General features: G+C 69.1%; 13 protein-coding genes. 9 read left to right on the top strand and 4 right to left on the bottom strand.

What is annotated here, in order from left to right:
* The first annotated feature begins 49 nt into the window (after positions 1-49).
* The 3 genes from purB to MLJ35_RS09025 are packed head-to-tail and all read left to right on the top strand — an operon-like array spanning position 50 to position 3,009.
* Entirely contained in the window at positions 50-1,501 is a 1,452-nt protein-coding gene (gene purB, locus MLJ35_RS09035; protein WP_243384063.1) for an adenylosuccinate lyase, read from the top strand.
* A 22-nt stretch (positions 1,502-1,523) separates the two neighbouring features.
* Positions 1,524-2,354 (top strand): hypothetical protein, encoded by an 831-nt coding sequence (locus tag MLJ35_RS09030; protein ID WP_243384062.1) that lies wholly within the window; start codon positions 1,524-1,526, stop codon positions 2,352-2,354.
* Between the two features lie 7 nt (positions 2,355-2,361).
* The gene (locus MLJ35_RS09025; RefSeq protein WP_243384061.1) at positions 2,362-3,009 is read left to right on the top strand and encodes a 4Fe-4S dicluster domain-containing protein; all 648 of its coding nucleotides are present in this window, start codon (positions 2,362-2,364) and stop codon (positions 3,007-3,009) included.
* A 27-nt stretch (positions 3,010-3,036) separates the two neighbouring features.
* On the opposite strand, the gene lipA is transcribed toward MLJ35_RS09025, so the two are convergent.
* Positions 3,037-3,963, bottom strand: a complete 927-nt coding sequence (gene lipA, locus MLJ35_RS09020) for a lipoyl synthase (protein ID WP_243384060.1) — start codon at positions 3,961-3,963, stop codon at positions 3,037-3,039.
* A 158-nt stretch (positions 3,964-4,121) separates the two neighbouring features.
* On the opposite strand from lipA, the gene MLJ35_RS09015 reads away from it, so the two are divergent.
* The 3 genes from MLJ35_RS09015 to MLJ35_RS09005 are packed head-to-tail and all read left to right on the top strand — an operon-like array spanning position 4,122 to position 8,391.
* Entirely contained in the window at positions 4,122-4,532 is a 411-nt protein-coding gene (locus MLJ35_RS09015; RefSeq protein ID WP_275976459.1) for an EamA family transporter, read from the top strand.
* A 16-nt stretch (positions 4,533-4,548) separates the two neighbouring features.
* Positions 4,549-6,438 carry an APC family permease gene (locus tag MLJ35_RS09010; RefSeq protein ID WP_243384058.1) on the top strand — a complete coding sequence of 630 codons (1,890 nt, stop codon included), beginning with the start codon at positions 4,549-4,551 and terminating at the stop codon, positions 6,436-6,438.
* A 21-nt stretch (positions 6,439-6,459) separates the two neighbouring features.
* Complete coding sequence (locus MLJ35_RS09005; RefSeq protein WP_243384057.1) at positions 6,460-8,391, top strand: APC family permease; 1,932 nt, start codon at positions 6,460-6,462, stop codon at positions 8,389-8,391.
* Between the two features lie 25 nt (positions 8,392-8,416).
* Here the strand turns inward: MLJ35_RS09005 and MLJ35_RS09000 are convergent, their stop codons facing one another.
* Positions 8,417-9,136 (bottom strand): FYDLN acid domain-containing protein, encoded by a 720-nt coding sequence (locus MLJ35_RS09000; RefSeq protein WP_243384056.1) that lies wholly within the window; start codon positions 9,134-9,136, stop codon positions 8,417-8,419.
* A gap of 98 nt (positions 9,137-9,234) precedes the next feature.
* Positions 9,235-10,905 carry a M4 family metallopeptidase gene (locus MLJ35_RS08995; RefSeq protein ID WP_243384055.1) on the bottom strand — a complete coding sequence of 557 codons (1,671 nt, stop codon included), beginning with the start codon at positions 10,903-10,905 and terminating at the stop codon, positions 9,235-9,237.
* Positions 10,906-11,142: 237 nt separating this feature from the next.
* Between MLJ35_RS08995 and MLJ35_RS08990 the strand changes: the two genes are divergently transcribed.
* The 3 genes from MLJ35_RS08990 to MLJ35_RS15940 are packed head-to-tail and all read left to right on the top strand — an operon-like array spanning position 11,143 to position 13,394.
* On the top strand, positions 11,143-12,462 hold the full coding sequence (locus MLJ35_RS08990; RefSeq protein WP_243384054.1) for an MFS transporter: 1,320 nt from the start codon (positions 11,143-11,145) through the stop codon (positions 12,460-12,462).
* A gap of 48 nt (positions 12,463-12,510) precedes the next feature.
* The gene (locus tag MLJ35_RS08985; protein ID WP_243384053.1) at positions 12,511-12,936 is read left to right on the top strand and encodes a guanyl-specific ribonuclease; all 426 of its coding nucleotides are present in this window, start codon (positions 12,511-12,513) and stop codon (positions 12,934-12,936) included.
* Complete coding sequence (locus MLJ35_RS15940; RefSeq protein WP_243322381.1) at positions 12,936-13,394, top strand: barstar family protein; 459 nt, start codon at positions 12,936-12,938, stop codon at positions 13,392-13,394. The genes MLJ35_RS08985 and MLJ35_RS15940 overlap by 1 nt, the downstream gene beginning before the upstream one ends.
* Positions 13,395-13,407: 13 nt before the next feature.
* Here the strand turns inward: MLJ35_RS15940 and MLJ35_RS08975 are convergent, their stop codons facing one another.
* Complete coding sequence (locus MLJ35_RS08975) at positions 13,408-14,040, bottom strand: YceH family protein (protein WP_243384052.1); 633 nt, start codon at positions 14,038-14,040, stop codon at positions 13,408-13,410.
* Positions 14,041-14,047 lie beyond the last annotated feature (7 nt).

Raw genomic sequence — 14,047 nt, 5'->3', positions numbered from 1 at the left:
GCGGAATCACAGGTCGGAGCCTGTGAGACACTGGAAGGCCGGAGTTCCCATGCCCTTCCTCCCGCCCCACGACGGATCCGACCTGGAGCGTTTCGAGCATCCCCTGGCCAGCCGCTACGCGAGCAAGGCCATGGTGCGCCTGCTCTCGCCCCTCTACCGCCAGCGGGTGTGGCGGCGGCTGTGGATCGCCCTGGCGGAGGCCGAGTCCGAGCTGGGCCTTCCGGTCACGGCGGCCCAGATTGCCGAGCTGAGGGCCACCCAGGACGAGGTGGACCTGGACGCCATCGCGAGGCATGAGTCCGCCCTGCGCCACGACGTGATGGCCGCCATTCACGCCTGGGGCGAGCAGGCGCCCGGCGCCCGGCCCATCATCCACCTGGGCGCCACCAGCTGCTTCGTGACGGACAACGGCGACCTGCTCATCGTGCAGGAGGCCCTGGCCCTGCTGCGTCGCCGCCTCCAGGACGTGATCGCCTCGCTGGCCACCTTCGCGGGCCAATGGAAGGACCAGCCGACGCTGGGCTTCACCCACTTCCAGCCCGCCCAGCCCACCACCGTGGGCAAGCGCGCCAGCCTCTGGATCCAGGACCTGCTGCTGGACCTGGAGGACCTGGACCACCTCATCCGCACCACGCCCGTGCGCGGCGTGAAGGGCACCACGGGCACCCAGGCCAGCTTCCTCGAGCTGTTCGAGGGCGACGGCGACAAGGTCGAAGCCCTGGAACAGCGCTTCTGTGGAAAGGTGGGCTTCCCGGCGATCCCCGTCAGCGGGCAGACCGCCACCCGCAAGCTGGAGGACCGCATCGGCCAGGTGCTCTGCGGCATCGCGGCCTCCGCCTCGAAGTTCGCCTGCGACCTGCGCCTGCTCCAGCACCTTAAAGAGGTGGAAGAGCCCTTCGAGTCGAAGCAGATCGGATCTTCCGCCATGCCCTACAAGCGCAACCCCATGCGGTCCGAGCGGATCAACAGCCTCGCCCGCTTCGTGCTGGGCCTCATGCCCTCCAGCTACCAGACCAGCGCCAGCCAGTGGATGGAGCGCACCCTGGACGACAGCGCCCACCGGCGCCTCACCATCAGCCAGGGCCTGCTGGCGGCGGACGCCATCCTCGTGCTCTTCCGCAACGTGGCCTCGGGCCTCGTGGTCTACCCGAAGATGATCGAAAGCCGCCTGGCCCAGGAGCTGCCCTTCATGGCCGCCGAGGTGCTGCTCATGGAGGCCGTGAAGCGGGGCGGCGACCGCCAGGACCTGCACGAGCGCTTCCGTGTGGCCGCCCTGGAGGCCGGCCGCCGCATCAAGGCCGAGGGCCGTCCCAACGAGCTGCTGAAGCTCCTGGCGGCGGATCCCGCCTGGGCCATGACCGAGGCCGAGCTGGCCGCTCTGCTGGATGCCGGCCGCTTCACGGGCCGGGCCGGCGACCAGGTGCGGATCTTCCTGGCGGGCCCGGTGGCCGCCGCCCTGAAGGATCACGCTCCGGCCGACGAGGCCGCCGTCCGCGTCTGACACCGACATCGAAAGGTACGACATGCTGAAGCTCGCCGTCATCGGCGCCCAGACACTGCTGGGTCGCGAACTCGTGAATGCGCTGGAGGCGCAGGATGCCTCGGTGGTGCCCCTGTCCATCGGTCCGCTCACCCTGGCGGAGGAGGAGGGGGACCTGGTGGTCTTCGCCCCCGATCCCGTGCTGCTGGAGGGCCTGGACGCGGTGATCCTCGCCGACACACCCGAGCCCTTGTTCCTGGAGGGATTCCCGGGGCGCATCCTGGACCTGCGGGCCGAGCCCGAGGCCCGGGTCGACCCCGTGCCCCTGGCGGGACGGTGGCCCCAGGGGGTGAAGTCCCTCCGGGGGCGCCCGGCCCTGGAGCAGGTGTTGGCGCTTCTGCCGTCTCTGCTGGAGGGCATCGGCGATGTGGGCGGCACCCACCTGCGGTCCGTGGCCTGGATGGGCGATCGGGGTCTGGATGGTCTTGTGGAGCAGACCCTGGCCGTCCTCAACGGCGAGGATCCGGACCTCGCCAAGCTGGGCTACCGCCAGGCCTTCGAGGTGGTGCCGGTCCCTCCCGTCGCGGGCAAGGGCCGGCTCATGGAGATCCGCGTGCCCTCGTTCCACGGGGACCTCCTGGTCCTTCAGATTCGCGCCGCGGAGGGGCAGTCCCTGGCGAAGAAGGCGGCTCCGGCCGGCGTGGCCTGGGTGGACGCGGCGCCCAGCTCCCGCGATGTGGCCGTGAGTGCGGAGCTCCTGGCCCACCTGGACCTCGCGGGGGACGGGAAGGCTGCCGTTCTCACCCTGGGCTTCGATCCCGTGCTCTGGGGGACCCTGCGGCCCACCATGCGGGTACTGGGACTCATGGACTGAGGCGGCGATGGCGAAGAAGCTGGACGAACCCCAGGAACGAGGCGACTTCTTCAAGTCCCTCGGCACTTTGTTCGCCGGCTTCGTGGCCAATAGGGTCGAGGAGGCGGTGACGAACCTTGGGCCCAAGCTGCTGCGCCCCCCCGGGGCCCTGGACGAGCTGGAGTTCCTCACCAAGTGCACCCGCTGCGACAAGTGCATGCGGGCCTGTCCCGAGAACGCCATCCTCAAGGCGGGCCCCAACGCGGGCCTGGGCCTGAAGACGCCCTACCTCGACCCGCGCAGCATCCCCTGCTTCCTCTGCACCACGCTGCCCTGCGTGGCCGAATGCGACGACGAGGCCCTGGTCTGGCCCACGCGGACCCTCCGGGACGGCACGGTGATCGAGGGACCGAAGGCTGTCCGCATGGGCACGGCCCGCGTGAAGCCGAGCCTCTGCGCCACCTGGGGCGACGTGGACCGGGAGCCCCGCGCCTGCCGCGTGTGCGTGGACCGCTGCCCCTACCCGGAGGAGGCCATCCGCATCGCCCCGCCGGCCGAGGGTGAGGCCGTGGGCCATCCCGTGGTGGAGGCGGAGGTCTGCACGGGCTGCGGCCTCTGCGTCTTCGCCTGCCCTGCCGAGCCCGTGGCCATCGTGGTGGATCCGCGGCGGGACTGAGCCTGAAATCCCGCGCTGAAGCAAGCCTCAGGCGATGCTGATGCCTTCCATGCCTGCGACTTCGTGGGCGTTGAAGCTGGAGCGCACGAGGGGTCCGGCGTAGACGGTCTGGAAGCCGAAGGCCTTGGCCTTGGCGCCCAGGGCGGCGAACTCGTCCGGATGCACGTAGCGCTTCACGGGCAGCTGGTGGCGGGTGGGGCGCAGGTACTGGCCCAGGGTGAGGATGTTGACGCCATGGGCGGCCAGGGCCTCGAGGGTGGTCATCAGCTCGGATTCGGTCTCGCCCAGGCCGAGCATGAGGCCGCTTTTGGTGCGGAAGGCCTCACCGTACAGGGCTCTTCCCATCTCCTTGGCGTGCGCCAGCACGCGGAGGCTGCGCTCGAAGCGCCCCGCGGGCCGGACTTCGGGGTAGAGGCTGGGCACGGTCTCCGTGTTGTGGTTGAAGACGGCGGGGCCCGCGGCCACCACCCGGGCCACGGCGTCGAGATCACCCAGGAAGTCCGGCACCAGCACCTCCACGCCCACGCCGGGGTTGCGGCGCTTGATGGCCAGCACGGTCTCGGCGAAGTGGGCGGCGCCGCCATCCGGCAGGTCGTCCCGGTTCACGGAGGTCAGCACGGCGAAGCGCAGGCCGAGCGCGGCCACGCGCTCGGCCGTCTCGGCGGGTTCGTGGGGGTCCAGGGCCCTCGGCTTGCCGCTCTGGATGCTGCAGAAGCCGCAGGCGCGGGTGCAGACCTCGCCCATGAGGAGGAAGGTGGCGGTGCCATGGGTGAAGCAGTGGGTCCGGTTGGGGCAGCGGGCCTCCTCGCAGACGGTGTGCAGGTGCGAATCCCGCAGGCCCGCCTTCATGCCGTGGAGGTCGCCCAGCTTCACCCGCTCCTTGGTGATCCACTCGGGGAGGCGGGGGTGTCCTTCGAGCACTTCGCGGCCCACGCGCTTCGAGAATCGGGGCATCCGCCCTCCTTGCGAACCTCCAGTTTCTCGTAGCGGACCGGAATCTCCAACCCGTCCGCCCCCGGGCGGAAGGACCCCGACGCCTGTGGCGTCCGTCAACCCTTGTCCCCACAGCCTGCGCCTGCCCCCATAATGGGTTCCTTTGGGGTGTGCCGGGTATGGCGTGGTTGGGTTGGGCAATGGCGGCGATGGTCCTCATGGGCCTGGGCAACCTGGGCATGAAGGCCGCGGGTCACCACGGGCTGCCCCCAGCGGCGGTGCTCTTCTGGGTGGTGGCCGGCGAGGTGCCCCTGGCGCTGGCCTACTGGCTGTGGCGCGGGCGCCCTGGTGAGCCCGCCGGAGCCAAGGCCTGGGCCCTGGTGGCCGGGATCGCCACCGCGGCGGCCCTGATCGCCGTGAACGAAAGCTTCTTTCGGGGCGCCAAGGCCGCCGTGGGCGTGGGCATCATGAATGCGAACTTCATCCTCGTGGCCCTGATGGCCTTCCTCCTCTTCCGCGAGCAGCTCCAGCCCTCCAAGCTGGTGGGACTCGCGGCCACCCTCTCCGGCCTCTGGCTGATGGCCCGCTGAACCAGGAGCCTTGAACATGGCCAATGTCCGACGCCTCCTGCTGGGCCGCCGCCTCGCCAGCGAGGAAAGCCACGAGGCCCGCATCAGCAACCCCGTCGCCCTGGCGGTGTTCAGCTCCGACGCGCTCTCCTCCGTGGCCTATGCCACCGGCGAAATCATGGCCGCCCTGGGCCCCTACATGGCCATGGCGGCCTTCGGGCCGGCGGTGCTGTCCTGGTCCTGGCCCGTGGCCGTGGGCATCGTGCTGCTGCTGACCATCCTCACCATCAGCTACCGGCAGACCATCTTCGCCTACCCCAGCGGCGGCGGCGCCTACATCGTGGCCAAGGAGAACCTGGGCGAGCTGCCGGCCCAGGTGGCGGGCGCCTCCCTGCTGGTGGACTACGTGCTGACGGTGGCGGTGAGCGTCTCTGCCGGCGTCACCGCCATCACCAGCGCCTTTCCCGGGGCGGACACCCACCGGGTGGCCCTCGCCCTGGCGGTGGTGGCCTTCATCGGGCTGATGAACCTGCGGGGGGTGAAGGAGAGCGGGGCGGTGTTCTCCGTTCCGACCTACGGGTTCGTGATCTCGATGTTCGCGATCATCGGGCTCGGGTTCTGGCGCTACTTCGCGGGAGGCGTGGCCGCGGGGGAACATCACGCGGTGGTGGCGCCGCCCCTGCCGGGCTGGATCGCCATCTGGGTGTTCATGAAGGCCTATGCCGCCGGCTGCACGGCCCTCACGGGCGTGGAGGCCATCTCCAACGGGGTATCGGCCTTCCGGGAGCCCACGGCGCGGAACGCGGGCAAGACCATGATCGCCATGGTGCTGATGCTCGGCGCCATGTTCCTGGGCATCACCTGGTTGTCCAACCACTTCGGCATCATGTACACCGGCGAGGGCGAATCGCTGCTGTCCATGCTGGAGCACCGGATCCTGGGGAACGGCCCGGGGCTTCCTCACGTCACCTACCTGCTTATGCAGGCCTTCACCATGCTGATCCTCTGCCTAGCAGCCAACACGGCCTATGCGGACTTCCCGCGCCTGGCGGCCATGATGGCCCGCGACGGCTTCCTGCCCCGCCAGTTCTCCAGCCAGGGCGATCGCCTCGTGTTCTCCAACGGCATCTTCATATTGTCCTTCCTCTCGGGCGTCCTCCTGTGGATCTTCAACGCCCGTGAGCACCACCTGCTGCCGCTCTACGCCGTGGGCGTCTTCCTGGGGTTCACGCTGTCCCAGATGGGCATGGTCCGGCACTGGCTGAAGCTCCGCGGCCGCCGGTGGGTCTTCAAGTCGCTCATCAACGGCGCCGGGGGCCTCACCACCCTGGTCGTCATGACGGTGATCATCCTGACCAAGTTCACTCATGGGGCCTGGGTGGTGGTGCTGGTCCTGCCCCTCATGGTGATGACCTTCTTCAACATCCACCGGCACTACATCCGCGTGAAGTCCATCCTGGCCGGCAGCCGAGCGGACTTCATCACACCCCGCAAGAACCGCGTGGTGGTGCTCGTCTCCGGCATCCACTCCGGCGTGGTGCAGTCCCTGAACTACGCCAAGGTCATCGCGGATCACGGCGAAGTCGAGGCCCTCACCGTGGACTTCCCCGATGAGCACGGCCGCGACAGCGCCGCCCTGGAGAAGCTGCGGTCCGACTGGCCGCGGTACTGCGAGGGCATCCCCCTCCGGTCCATCCGCAGCCCCTACCGCAAGATCGTGGAGCCCATCGTGGAGGAGCTGGACCGCATGCGCCGCGTGGAGCCGGAGTACACCATCACCGTGATCCTGCCGGAATTCGTCACAGGCCACTGGTGGGCCAACCTCCTGCACAACCAGACCGCCTGGCGCATCAAGGGCACCCTGCTCATGAAGCCCAAGACCGTGGTGATCTCGATCCCCTACCACCTGGAGCCCATACTGGAGTAGCGTTCTGTCCGGGAGACACGGATGCAGAGCTTGAGGCGGATCCTGCTGGGACGTCGGCTCTCCAGCGAAGAGACGCAGCACACCAAGATCAGCAATCCTGTCGCCCTGGCGGTGTTCAGTTCCGACGCCCTGTCTTCGGTGGCCTATGCCACCCAGGAGATCATGGCCTCCCTGTCCAGCACGGTGGGCCATGCCCTCGGAGCCGGGGCCCTGGCCGGAGCCGCGGGCTATGCCCTGTTCGGCTGGTCCATCCCGGTGGCCCTGGGCATCGTGGCCCTGCTGGCCATCCTGGCCGTCAGCTACCGGCAGACCATCCTGGCCTATCCCGGCGGCGGCGGCGCCTACATCGTCGCCATGGAGAACCTGGGCGACCTCGCCGCCCTGACCGCCGGTGCGTCCCTGCTCCTGGACTACATCCTGACGGTGGCCGTGTCCGTGTCCTCGGGCGTGGCGGCCATCACGGCGGCCCTTCCGGCCCTGGAGGGGCACAACGTCTCCCTGACCCTGGCGGCCATCGGCTTCATCGCCCTCATGAACCTTCGCGGGGTCAAGGAGAGCGGCGGCCTGTTCGCCATCCCCACCTACGGCTTCGTCATCAGCATCCTCGTGGTGCTCGGCTACGGGACGCTGAGGCTGGTGATCGCGGGCGGGCCTTCGCCGGTCCAGGCGCAGGCGGCCGTGGAGCAGGGCACGCACCTGGCGGGCCTCACCATGGCCTGGGTGTTCATGCGGGCCTACAGCGCCGGATGCACGGCCCTGACCGGCGTCGAGGCCATCAGCAACGGCACGACGGCCTTCAGGGACCCCGCCGGCCCCAATGCCGCCAAGACCATGCTGTGGATGGTGGGGCTGCTGGCGGTCATGTTCCTGGGGATCACGCTCCTGGCCCACCGGTTTGGCGTGACCTACCAGCACAGCGCGGATCCCTCGGTGGTGGCCGAGACGCTGCTGTCCAAGCTGAACAAGGCCATCCTGGGCGATGTGAGCCACGGGTTGCCGAAGCTGGTCTACTACGTGGTCCAGGGATTCACCTTCGCGATCCTGGTGGTGGCGGCCAACACGGCCTTCGCGGATTTCCCCCGCCTGGCGGCGCTCCAGGCCCGGGACGGGTTCCTGCCCCGCCAGTTCGCGAGCCAAGGCGACCGCCTGGTGTTCTCCAACGGCATCCTCATCCTCTTCTTCTTCTCGGGGGTGCTGGTCTGGCTCTTCCATGCCAACACGGACATCCTGCTGCCCCTCTACGCCGCGGGCGTGTTCATGGGCTTCACCATCAGCCAGACGGGCATGGTGGCCCACTGGCGCAAGGTCCGGGGCCGCCACTGGCACCTGAAGGCGGCCATCAACGGCCTGGGGGCCATCACCGCCTTCGTGGTGCTGCTGGACATCGCCGTCACCAAGTTCATCCACGGGGCCTGGATCGTGATCCTGCTGGTGCCGGCCCTGGTGGTGGTGCACTTCAACATCCGCCGCCACTATGTCGGCGTGAAGGGCAAGCTGGCCGCCAGCCGGACGGACGCCACCCTGCCCACCAAGCACCATGCCCTGGTGCTGGTGAACAGCATCCACCGGGGGGTGGTGCAGTCCCTGCTCTACGGCCGCCACGTCGCCGGGGACCGCGTGGAGGCCCTCACGGTGGACCTGGGCTCCGACGGCGTCCGGGAGAGCAGGGCCATGGAGAAGCTGCGGGCGGATTGGACCATCTATGGCATGGGCGTGCCCCTGCGCTGCATCCCGAGCCCCTACCGCAAGGTCGTGGAGCCGATCCTGGCGGAGGTGGACCGCATCCGGCTCGCGGAGCCCGAGCTGGTCCTCACGGTCATCCTGCCGGAGTTCATCGCCCCCAAGTGGTGGCAGCAGTTCCTGCACAACCAGAGCGCCCTGCGCATCAAGGCCGCCCTGCTCGTGAAGCCCGGCGTGATCGTCACGTCCGTGCCCATGCACCTGCCCGAGTAGGCCCCAAGCAGGAAGGGAGCGCCCTTCAGCGCATTCGGCCCGTGGGGCGCGTCAACAGCTCCTGGCCGCTGAGCAGCTCCCCCAGGGTCTGGTGCCGGGGGCTCAGCACCATGCAGAGGAAGCTGAGGGGGAAGCAGGCCACCGAGATGAGATGCACGAGCGAGAAGGTGATGCGCCGCTCCGGAGCGTTCTCGGGCAGGGTCACGCCGAAGGGGGCCATGAGCGGAGACTGGCCCGTGAGCACCAGGGGCGCCATGAAGAGGATCCAGGACGTCGCGAACAGATAGGGCACCACGAAGGGCCAGGCCCCGGCGAGAAGCCGCAGGGGGGAGATGCCCAGGGCCCAGGCCGGGAAGACCAGGGTCAGGCCCTGGACGAGGACGAGCAGGAGCGCCTCGGCGGCCTCTACCTTCACCAGGGGCCAGAAGCTGGAGCTGGGATCCTGGATCCCGAGGACGGCCTGGGGGTGGAACCCGGGGGTGGGGAGGGGATCGCCGGCGTCGGTTCGCTGCAGTTCCTCGGGGGCCACCTCCACCGCCACTTCCGGCACCCGGCCCAGGGCGGGGGCGGTCAGGGCCCGGGGGGAGGCTTCGAGGGGCACCTGCGCCAGGGCCGAGGCCTGGAAGAGCATGGGGCGCCCCCGCCGCGGCGGCGCCAGGGCCAGGCCGCACTCCGGACACTCCGCCGCGAGGGGGGAGAGGCGGGTCTGGCAGCTGGGGCAGGTGCGCCGGGTGGTGACGGTCATCAAGCACCACTATCAGGCAGGGGCTTCCGCGAGGGAAGCCGCCCGGAACGAACAGCGCCCCGGGAACCCGGGGCGCTGCGGGGGATGGAGCCGTGGTCCTAGAGGACGTTGACGGCCTTCCAGGCGGTGTTCACGGTGTTGTATTCCACGGAGGCGGCGCCGTAGAGGTCGGCGGCGGCGCTCAGGGTGGCGGTGCGGGCACCGGCGTAGTTGGTGCTGCTGGTCATGTAGACCGTGAGGGCGCGATACCAGATGCGGGAGGCCTTGTCGTTCCCGATGCCGGCGATGCTGGTGACGCCGTTCGCCATGGGGGACTGGATGCCGTCGGAGAAGGTGTCGATCTGGCTGCCGTGGGCCAGGAGGAAGAAGAAGTGGTTCGCGACGCCGGAGCTGTAGTGGACGTCCAGGCGGCCGAGGGACTTGGACCAGGCGTCGGGGCTCTTGCCGTCCAGGCTGGGCTTGTGCATGAAGCGCAGGGGCCGGTAGTAGCTGGCGGTGGCCAGCTGCTCGCCGATGTAGTAGTTGGCGGCGGGCACGGCCTTGCTGGTGGAAGGCGTGGGGGTGGTGGTGCCGGTCCAGTAGACGTTGATGGTGGAGGTGATGTTGCTGTAGTTGGGCACGGTGGTGGTGCCGCCCCCGTGGGCCATGAACTCGACCATGGTGCCGAAGATGTCCGAGTTGGCTTCGTTCAGGCCGCCGGACTCGCCGCGGTAGGTGAGGTTGGCGGTGCGGGCGCAGACGCCGTGGCTCATCTCGTGGCCGGCCACGTCGATGGACTCGAGGGACTTGAAGGAGGAGCCGTCGCCGTAGGTCATGCAGAAGCAGCTGTCGGACCAGAAGGCGTTGTCGTAGGCGCTGCTGTAGTGCACGCGGCTGTAGGTGGCGGTGCCGTTCCCGTCGATGCCGTTGCGGCCGAAGATGTTCTTGTAGAAGTCGTAGGTGAGGCCCACGCCGTAGTGCGCGTCCACGGCGGCCGTCTGGCCGTTGGCGGAGGTGGTGCTGGCGCCGGAAACGTAGTTGGCGCCGTCGCCCCAGGTGTTGTCGGCGTCGGTGTAGGTGGTGCCGTTGCCGGTGGTGGCGTGGTTCAGGTCGCGGGTGTCGAAGTTCATGCCGCGGACCGTGTCCCGCAGCTCGTAGCCGCTGGCCAGGCTGTTGGTGTTCAGGGCCACCGTGCCGGAGTACTGGCTGTTGCCGGTGCCGTTGGCGGCGGCGGTGTGCAGGGTGCTCCACTGCTCCAGGATGGCGCCGCTGTGGGCGTCCACGAGGAAGTCGGTGTGGCGGGTTTCCTCGGCGCCGTTCTCCAGCTCCGTGTGGATGTGGTAGGCCAGGGTGGGCTGGCCGACGTTCACCACCACCAACTCGGAGGTGGGCGTGTGGGCGTAGGCGCCCTTGGGGGCCAGGGACTGGTGGGCCACGGCCATGGCCTCGGAGGCGCCGAGGGTGGGCGTGACGTTCAGGTTGAGGCCGCGGACCAGGGCGTCCGTGCGGCCCGTGACGGCGCCGCCCTTCATGTGGACGATGGTCTCGCCCTCGAACACGCGCACGCCCTTGTAGAACTGGTTCATGCGGACGTGGGCCTCGCCGGTGGCCTCCTCGAAGACGTTCTTGGTGGCGAAGCCGGCATTCCGGTCCAGGCCCAGCTGGAAGACGCGGGCGTCCAGGTGGCGGGCCGCCTCGTTGGCGAGGGGGCTGTCCACGGGACGGGCGGCGAAGGCCGGGACCACCAGAAGGGCGGCGGCGGCAAGACGTAGGGTGAGACGGGATGGCATGATGACCTCCAGGGAGTCTAAGCTCCAGATGGGTGGATGGGGATGACAAGGACTGAGGTGCGTGGATGAATCCTAGGCGGCAGAAGGCAAATCATCCCTGTTAAGAGTTATGAATTTTTATGAGAATCAATTCTATTTGCGAGGTTTGGGGAGGCCCCTGTCACCATCGGGGATCGAGCCACTCCGCTTTCCCCCTTTAGTTTCCGCTGACGCCCTGGCCCACCTGAGGACCCCACGATGACCTCCGCGATTCCCGGTGCCTTCCATCCGAGCACCCGGCTCTACCGGTTCACGATCCTGATCTTCATCAGCCTGCTGGTGCTGGGGAGCTACTTCGCCTACGACAGCATCGGGGCCCTCGAGACCACGCTGATGCGGGAGTTGAACCTCGACCGGAGCACCATCGGCAACCTCTACACGGCCTATTCCGTGGCCGCCATCGCCATCGTGTTCTTCGGCGGCATGCTCTACGACAAGCTGGGGCCCCGCAAGGCCAGCCTGCTGTTCAGCACCCTCGTCTTCCTGGGCGCGGTCATCGTGGCGGTGGCGAAGGGCAAGTGGATGCTCATCTTCGGACGTCTGATCTTCGGCGCCGGCTCGGAATCCCTCATCGTGGTCCAGAGTGCCATCATCAGCCGCTGGTTCAAGGGCAAGGAGATGGCCATGGCCTTCGGGATTGCCTTGACGCTCAGCCGCGTGGGTACGCTGTTCTCCTTCAACACCGAGGAGCTCATCGCGGACCACTTCCACAGCTTCCGCACCGCCCTCTGGGCTGCGGCCCTGCTCTGCCTCTTCTCCGTGGTCTGCAACCTGGTCTTCATCGCCATGGACCGGCATGGGGAACGCGAGCTGTCCCTGCCGAAAGCCGGCGCGGGCGACAAGATCGTCTTCTCGGACCTCAAGAAGTTCACCTCGTCCTACTGGTTCGTGGTGCTGCTCTGCGTGACCTTCTACAGCGCCATCTTCCCGTTCACCGCCCTCTCCACGGACATGTTCCACGACAAGTGGGGGATCCCCCTGGTCAGCGCCTCGAACGGCGGGTTCCTGACCCGGGTCTTCTACAATTTCACCCACATGTTCAGCACCGCCCCTGGGATCACGAGCATCGCCATCGCCGCCTCCATGTTCTTCGCGCCCTTCGCGGGGGACCTGGTGGATCGCCTGGGCCGGCGCGCCTCCCTGATGGTGGTGGGCTCCCTGCTGATGATCCCGGCCCACCTCCTGATGGGCATCACCCATTGGAATCCCATCCCGATGATGGTGATGCTGGGCGCGGCTTTCGTGCTGGTGCCCGCCGCCATGTGGCCTTCCGTGCCCCTGGTGGTGGAGGAGAACCGGGTGGGCACGGCCTTCGGCCTGATGACGGCCATCCAGAACCTGGGGCTGGCCCTGTTCCCCTACCTCAACGGCAAGCTGCGGGACGTGACGGGAACCTACACCTCCACCCAGATCATGTTCGCGGGGCTCGGCCTGGCAGGGCTGGTCTTCGCCTTCCTTCTGCTTCGGGCGGACAAGCGGCACGGCGGCGTCCTGGAGGCCGGGTCCTCCAAGGTCTGATCGGTTCGGAAGAGCCGGAGTAGACTGGAAATCCTTTCCGGAGTCCCCATGACCCGCTGGCGGAGGACCCTCGCACACCTGGCCGGTGGCTTGGCGCTCCTGGCCGCCCTGATGGCCCCGCTGGCCTGCGGCCCCGGGGCGGCGCCCCCAGCCCAGCCAGCGGCGCAGCCCCCGGCCCAGGTGCGTCAGGCCCCGCCGAACGACATGATTCCCGCGGCGGCCCGGGAGACCCTGGCCTACGTCCGCCAGCACGGCTACGCCGCACCCGGGTTCATCGGGGGGCGGGTCTTCGGGAACTACGAAGGCGTGCTGCCTCGCTACGACGCCCGCCGCAAGCGCATCGAGTACCGCGAGTGGGACGTGCATCCGAAGGCCGAGGGGCGCAACCGCGGCGCCGAGCGCCTGGTGACCGGCAGCGACGGCCGGGCCTGGTACACGGCGGACCACTACCGCACCTTCACCGAGGTGAAGTGATGGCTGGCCGCCTGGACTGGTCCTTTCTGGCTTCGACCCAGCGGCCCCGCGTGCACGTGTGGTCCGGGTCCGCCTCCGCCCTGGTGGATGCTGCGCCCGCGGAGACCGGCCGGTTGCTCCGCTGGCTGCGGGGCGACCGCATGCGGACCCGGGCGGGGCTCCTGGACGAATGGGCCGCCGCGGCCCAGTTCCCGCCCCACTTCGGCGGCACCTGGGACAGCCTGCGGGACTGCCTCTCGGACCTGCCCGAGGGCGGCGCCTTCCTGGTGCTGGAGGCGGACCAGCTCCTTCAGGACGCCTCGCCTGAGGACGGGGTCACGCTGATGGCCGTCCTGGCCGACGTCGCCGAGGACCTGGCCCCCCAGCCCTTCCACCTGGTGCTCCAGGTGGATCCCGCCCGCCGGGGCGACCTGGTGGCCGGCCTCCGGGCCCTGAATGTGGCCTACGGGGATCTTTAGGGCCTGTCCGGCCCTAAAACTGGGCCCTGAAGGCTTCGAAGGCCTGGCGCAGGACCGTGAGCTCTTCGCGCAGGGAGGCGACCTCGGTCTCAAGTTGCTCTATGCGGCCGGGCGCAGCTGGAACGGCGGGCCTGGCGGGAGCGGCCTCGGTCGCCACGGGTCCCGCGAGCAGGTGCGCCACCCTCGCCTCCCGCGCGCCCGGGGCCCGGGTCAGGCGCACGGCCAGGGGGGGCTCGGCCTCCATCAGGGCCGCGAGGCAGCCCTCCAGCTCTGCCAGGTCCGGGAAGGTGTACATGCGCCTCGTGTTCGTGCGCAGCTCGCCGGGCGTCTGCGGGCCCCGCAACAGCAGCTCCGCCAGCAGGGCCGCCTCCTGCACGGAGAGGTTCCAGGTGGGCTTGGCCGTGTGGGCGAACTTCGTCACCCGGCCCGGCCAGGTTTCCGCCAAACCCCGGGCCATGAGCGCATCCACCGCCGCCTGAACCTCGACCTCCGACGCCGCCAGCACGGGCTCCCGGTTGCTGGACTGGTTGCAGGCGTTCACCAGGGCGTTCAGCGAAAGCGGGTAGGCATCCGGGGTGCTGAGCTGCTTCTCCAGCAGGCAGCCGAGGACGCGGCACTCCAGGGGGGCAAGGTCGAGGTCGGGCATGGAGGCA

It is taken from the genome of Geothrix alkalitolerans, from assembly GCF_022808885.1.
Classification (GTDB): domain Bacteria; phylum Acidobacteriota; class Holophagae; order Holophagales; family Holophagaceae; genus Geothrix; species Geothrix alkalitolerans.
This window is presented reverse-complemented; position numbering and strand designations above follow the sequence as displayed.

Bases quoted from the DNA above. Each gene is read 5' to 3' on its own strand.
- MLJ35_RS09005 (WP_243384057.1), top strand. From the start codon at position 6,460: ATGCAGAGCTTGAGGCGGATCCTGCTGGGACGTCGGCTCTCCAGCGAA.
- MLJ35_RS08995 (WP_243384055.1), bottom strand. From the start codon at position 10,905: ATGCCATCCCGTCTCACCCTACGTCTTGCCGCCGCCGCCCTTCTGGTG.
- MLJ35_RS08985 (WP_243384053.1), top strand. From the start codon at position 12,511: ATGACCCGCTGGCGGAGGACCCTCGCACACCTGGCCGGTGGCTTGGCG.
- MLJ35_RS08975 (WP_243384052.1), bottom strand. From the start codon at position 14,040: ATGCCCGACCTCGACCTTGCCCCCCTGGAGTGCCGCGTCCTCGGCTGC.
- MLJ35_RS09015 (WP_275976459.1), top strand. From the start codon at position 4,122: ATGGCGTGGTTGGGTTGGGCAATGGCGGCGATGGTCCTCATGGGCCTG.
- MLJ35_RS09030 (WP_243384062.1), top strand. From the start codon at position 1,524: ATGCTGAAGCTCGCCGTCATCGGCGCCCAGACACTGCTGGGTCGCGAA.
- MLJ35_RS15940 (WP_243322381.1), top strand. From the start codon at position 12,936: ATGGCTGGCCGCCTGGACTGGTCCTTTCTGGCTTCGACCCAGCGGCCC.
- lipA (WP_243384060.1), bottom strand. From the start codon at position 3,963: ATGCCCCGATTCTCGAAGCGCGTGGGCCGCGAAGTGCTCGAAGGACAC.
- MLJ35_RS08990 (WP_243384054.1), top strand. From the start codon at position 11,143: ATGACCTCCGCGATTCCCGGTGCCTTCCATCCGAGCACCCGGCTCTAC.
- MLJ35_RS09010 (WP_243384058.1), top strand. From the start codon at position 4,549: ATGGCCAATGTCCGACGCCTCCTGCTGGGCCGCCGCCTCGCCAGCGAG.
- MLJ35_RS09025 (WP_243384061.1), top strand. From the start codon at position 2,362: ATGGCGAAGAAGCTGGACGAACCCCAGGAACGAGGCGACTTCTTCAAG.
- purB (WP_243384063.1), top strand. From the start codon at position 50: ATGCCCTTCCTCCCGCCCCACGACGGATCCGACCTGGAGCGTTTCGAG.
- MLJ35_RS09000 (WP_243384056.1), bottom strand. From the start codon at position 9,136: ATGACCGTCACCACCCGGCGCACCTGCCCCAGCTGCCAGACCCGCCTC.